2 pseudogenes are annotated in these 539 nt (G+C 49.5%); one reads left to right on the forward strand and one right to left on the reverse strand.

The annotated features are described in order from the left end of the window. Positions 1 to 86: 86 nt before the first annotated feature. Positions 87 to 162: pseudogene (locus ACUU1M_RS20535) on the forward strand (hypothetical protein); the annotation flags it as partial. Between the two features lie 74 nt (positions 163 to 236). Here ACUU1M_RS20535 and ACUU1M_RS20540 read toward each other — a convergent pair. Next, positions 237 to 518 (reverse strand): annotated as a pseudogene (locus tag ACUU1M_RS20540) (transposase domain-containing protein); the annotation flags it as partial. Positions 519 to 539: the final 21 nt, after the last annotated feature.

Consider the following 539-nt stretch of genomic DNA (forward strand, 5'->3'; position numbering starts at 1 on the left):
ACCTAGATCACTTAGAGGGAACTCAGCCCGGATTGTGCGATCTGATCAATCGCCAAATCAAAACAAATCACCAACCGGACTGATCAATGCCGATCATAGCACCAATTTCCCGTGACGAACGATGCCTGATGGAGAAAGCCATCCATAAAACACATGATAAATCTATGTTCTGCGCTTTGATAATTTTGACGATGCCGTTGAGTGGTAAGCGCCCAGAGAAGTACGTAGCGGAAGGATTATTTTACAGCTGAGAAGTTCCAGGGCAGCAGTTCATGCACTCGGTTCGACGGCCAGTCATTGAGCTTCACGATCACTTCGCGCAACCAGTCCTCCGGCTCCACTCCGTTCAGTTTGCAGGTGACCAGCAGACTGTAGATAATCGCCGCGCTTTCTCCACCGTTGTCAGAACCGAAGAAGAGATAATTTTTTCTTCCAACCGCCACCGATCGCAGCGCGTTTTCACCGATGTTGTTGTTGATTTCCACCTGGCCATTACGACAGTACACGTTCAGGCTATCTGAACCGCCCCGGGAATCCTA

Source organism: Shigella sp. SIG6, from assembly GCF_053555815.1.